Raw genomic sequence first — 4,353 nt, 5'->3', positions numbered from 1 at the left:
CGCCTGCCCCGGCCGGGACTCGCTCGTCCGCGTTCACCACCCGCGCGCGTGCCACTCCGGCAGAGGCGGTCGCTCGGCGCCCAGCGTGGTGTCGTTGCCGTGGCCCGGGTAGACCCAGGTCTCGTCCGGCAGCACGTCGAAGATCTTCGTCTCGACGTCGTGGATCAGACTGGCGAACGCCTGCGGATCCTTGCGCGTGTTGCCCACACCGCCAGGGAACGTCAGGGGTGGTGATCACACACCCCGGGGAGACCGCGCACCTGCGCTTCCCTCGCGCGTGGTCAAACGCAAGATGTCCAACTGGAAGCCCAGACGCGCCGAGCACCACAATCCGCCCCGGCCGGCTCTCCCCGTGTGAACCTGGTCGACCCGACCACGGTCAGGCCGACCTGCCGTATGTCGGATCCGCCGTATGTCGGACCCCACCGTAAAACAACCTAAATCACCGGTATTGCGTCCGGGGCGGCGTCAGGACAGCGCGTTATTCGAGCCCCGCATGCTCCCGCTTCCCGCTGCTCTCACCCCTCCGAGGCCTGGGTCGGCGGCGTGCCGCGAGGGCTCGCAACAGCGCTGACCGGCCGCGGTCGGGGACTGTCCACACTTCCTCCCCGCGTACCCCCCACCGCTCCAGCAGGGCGTTGGCGGCGAGGAAGCCCGAGGTGGCCGCGCGTTCCATCAGGGCCACGGGCAGGTCGGTGCGGACCAGGTCACCGGCGACGACGACGGCCGGGTCAGGGGTGCGCACTGTAGGACGGTGGACGTACCCGCCGACGGGGAAGAGGGGGCAGTCCGCCCGCCACTCGTGCCGCGCGGCGAGGACACGGGCGCGGCGCGTCTCCGGATACACCCGGTGGAGTTGCTCGACGAGATCCCGTTCGGCGGTGTCGCGGTCGGTGGCAGGCGGCGCGGCGTAGGCGTGGAGTTCGACGACCGAGCCCCCGGTGCGTGCGGCCCAGCGTCGCGCCTCCCCCTCCCACCGGGCGAGAGCACTGACGTTGTCCAGCGCTCCGTAGCCGCTGGTGCCGAGGAAGCCGGGGCGGGTGGGGTCCAGGGGGCGGTCCAGCCACAGCCGGGACACGAGGAAAGGCGCGGCCGTGCGCAGCCGCGCGATCCGGTCGCGCCACGCGCTGTCGCCGAGGCGCGAGGAGCGGCCCACCACCGCTTTCAGACCATCGGTGTCCATGGCCAGCACCACGGCGTCGAAGAGCCGGGTGCCGGACGCGTCGACCACGAGGTGCCCACCGTCCGGGACGGGATGGACGGTCTCGACGGGTGTGGCGGTGCGCAGGGTGGCTCCGTACTGCGCCAGATGCCCCGCCAACGGCTCCCAGAGAGCCGTGGGGAAGGGCTCTCGGGGCACGTCGAACAGCAGACCCTCGCTCGAGCCGAGGAAGTAGATGTGGAACATCAGCGCCATCTCGGCCGCCGAGAGCTCCCGGGGATCGGCGAAGAAGCTCCGGGAGAACACCTCGAAGGCCAGATGCCGCGCGGCCTCAGGGAAGCGCACGGCGTCCAGGAAGGCGTCGGCGCTGACGTGGTCGAGGTCCTCGTGCACTCGGAGGGTACGGACGTCCAGCAGGGGCAGCGCGGCGGCAGGGCGCAGGGACAGCAGGTCCCCGAGCCGAAACGTGGGGCTGAGCGCCGCGAAGCCGAGCGCGCTCCACGGCGGGGTGCGCGGCACGTGGCGGAAGCTGTCGCGCAGACCGCCGCTGTGCCGAAGGGGATAGTCGGGCAGGCCGGTCAGCATGCCCAGCCCAGGATCCACCCGGCGCAGCAGAGCCCGCAGGTTGTAGTACTGCCGGAAGAAGGCGTGGAAGCCCCGGCTCATCGTGGCGCGGCTGCCGTCGGGGAGGGTGACCGGCCACCCCGCCACCCGGCCGCCGAGGAAGGGCTCCCGCTCGTACAGCACCACGCGCACCCCCCGCTCCGCCAGCACCGTGGCCGCGGCCAGACCGGCGATGCCGCCGCCGATCACCGCGGTGACCGGCGGATCGGCCGGTACTTGGTCCGTTCCCGGCCGGACGGCCACCCTCTGCGCTCGCCGGTCCCGGCCGGGCGGCCGGCCGCTGGTTCGGCCGTTCACCGGGCACCGCCGGGACGCTCCGGTGGCCGCCGGGCGAGGAAGGTGTGCGTGATGCCCGTCTGCCAGCCCGGCAGCGGCAGCACACGGACCCGGTCGAATCCGGCCCGGCGCATCCGGCCGGCGAACGCCGGCGCGGTGTCGAACTCGGCGACGCTGCGCCGCAGATGGCGGTAGAGCCCGCCGTTGCCGGTGGCCGCGCCGAGCGGCAGGATGACGCCCCCGCAGACCGCGGACCACACCGCGCGGTCCACGCGCCGCCCGCTGAGCGCGTACTCGTGCACCGCGAGCCGGCCACCCGGCGCGAGCAGTTCCAGCACCGTACCCAGCACGGCGTCGCAGTCGGCCAGGTTGCGGAACAGATAGGCGGCGAAGACCGCGTCGAACGGGCCGTGCACACCGGCCGCGGTGAGGTCCTCCGCCGGGGCGTGGACGAAGCTCACCCGGGTCGGCCACTCCTTGGCGGCGGCCCGGCGCAGCATGCCCGCCGACGCGTCCACCCCGACGATCCGCGCACGCGGCAGGGCGGCGGCCAGGGCCGCGGTCGAGGCCCCCGTGCCACAGCCGAGATCGAGTACCCGGTGCCCGGCCATGCCGGCCGCCTGGGCGAGGCGCCGGGCGGAGCGGCGCAACTGCGCGTGATAGCCCGGGTTCAGCGTCACCAGACGGTCGTAGCTGCCGGCGCTGCGGTCGAACGCTTCGGCCAGCGCCGCATCGTGCAGCAAGGTCATCAGCAACTCCTGTGCGGAGGCCGCCTGCCTGGGCAGGCCGGTCAGGGGGCGGGGAAGGGGCGGCGGGGCAGCCACCGCAGTTCCGCAGCCGTGCGCAGCATCGGTGCCACCGGGGCGTGCGCGCCGACCGCGAGGTCCTCGTACAGCCGGGTCCGCCCGTCCAGGAACCGCAGCAGCCGCGTTACGGGCACGCGGTCGAACAGCCGGCAGAAGAAGTCCGGGCCGTCGACGCGGCCGGTGTCCAGAGCACGCAGGAGGACGGCGTCCATCATCCGCGCACGCCTCGGGTGCGGCGGCGGTGGAGCGGGACGGCGGCCCGCGCGGACGGCCCGGGCGACGGCCTCTGTCTGCCGCTGGATGGCGGCGAAGGTGTAGCCGGTGGAGGGACGTGTGCAGCCGCCGGCGACTCCGATGCGGAACACCGTGGGTGCGGCGCGGGCGGGGAGGACGGCGTCCGTCATGGGGATCACCCCTTGCTCCGTGGCCAGGACCTGCACCGGGCCGATGCCGAGCACCTGGTGCGTGTAGTGCTCCAGCGCGGTGTCATAGGCGTCGGCGGTCAGCGGCGCCGGGCCGAACTCGGTGTACTCGACCAGGGCGGTGTGGCGGCTGGTGGGCAGGACGTACCCGAAGGACAGTCCGCGCGCCGGCTGCGGTGTGCGGAAGTCCATCAGCTCCGCCACGGCCGGGTCGAACACCGGCCGCCTGGTGCGGACGAACCAGCCGCGGAAGTGCTGAAGCAGGTGGGTACGGGCGGCGGGCAGGCGGTGCAGGGGCCGGGAGTCGAACACCCAGCGGGCCGCCAGATCGACCCGGGCACCTGAGGCGTCCGTGGCCCGCACGTGCGCCGGGCCGCCGCGACGGAACGCCACGTCGTGAACAGTGGCCTCGATCCGTCTGATCCACGGCCGCTGCGCCAGGTCGTTCGCCACCAGCGCCTCGAAGTCGTCGGAGCGGATCATCTTGTAGCGCAGGGGTGCGATGGGGCGCAGCACGGCCGTCCCGCGCCGGCTGTGGATGCGCAGCCATTCCCAGGAGGCCGTCACCGCGGAGTGGTAACGGCCCCGGCCGGCTTCCCAGAAGCACCAGGTCCGCGGCGGTGCCCGCAAAGGACCGGCCGGCGCGTCGACCAGGACGGCGGACACCGCCTGCCGCCGGACCGTGTTCCTCGGCAAGCGGTGCGCCAGGGACAGTCCCGCGGCCCCGCCGCCGACGATGACGATGTCCGACTCGACCACTCCTCCTCCGTTCCTGCGCCCGCTCTCCACCGGCCCGCGCCGGTGCCGTCCGCCGCGGCGTCGGCCGGGCCCCCCCGACGCCCGCCCCCCCGGCGGCCCCCCGGGGCAGCCGGCTGCGCCGGAGTATTCCGGCCCGGCCCCGCCCCGGGATGCGTGCCACGCTGGTCCGCTTTCCGACGGCTGCCCGCCGAACGGGTGGTGGCGGGGGCCATTCGGTGCCCCGCCCGCGGCAGACCGGCCCCGGCGGGGAAGGCATCGGGGCGTCCGGGTTCCAGGCACCGCGCGGCCGGGACGCGGGTATACC

Annotated in this window: 3 protein-coding genes and 1 pseudogene; all 4 read right to left on the bottom strand. The window is 74.2% G+C overall.

Annotated features, from left to right (window positions below; genetic code table 11):
• Positions 1–33: 33 nt before the first annotated feature.
• Positions 34–219: pseudogene (locus ACFW2E_RS42355) on the bottom strand (MBL fold metallo-hydrolase); the annotation flags it as partial.
• A gap of 262 nt (positions 220–481) precedes the next feature.
• On the bottom strand, positions 482–2,029 hold the full coding sequence (locus ACFW2E_RS42350; protein WP_384476145.1) for an FAD-dependent oxidoreductase: 1,548 nt from the start codon (positions 2,027–2,029) through the stop codon (positions 482–484).
• A 50-nt stretch (positions 2,030–2,079) separates the two neighbouring features.
• Positions 2,080–2,811, bottom strand: coding sequence for a class I SAM-dependent methyltransferase (locus ACFW2E_RS42345; protein WP_384476142.1), 732 nt, complete (start codon positions 2,809–2,811; stop codon positions 2,080–2,082).
• Between the two features lie 41 nt (positions 2,812–2,852).
• Positions 2,853–4,049, bottom strand: coding sequence for a lycopene cyclase family protein (locus ACFW2E_RS42340; RefSeq protein WP_384476139.1), 1,197 nt, complete (start codon positions 4,047–4,049; stop codon positions 2,853–2,855).
• Positions 4,050–4,353 lie beyond the last annotated feature (304 nt).

This window comes from Streptomyces sp. NPDC058964, assembly GCF_042741275.1.
In the GTDB taxonomy this organism is placed as follows: domain Bacteria; phylum Actinomycetota; class Actinomycetes; order Streptomycetales; family Streptomycetaceae; genus Streptomyces.
The sequence above is the reverse complement of the archived record's forward strand: the minus strand, read 5'-3'. Positions and strand labels throughout refer to the sequence as shown.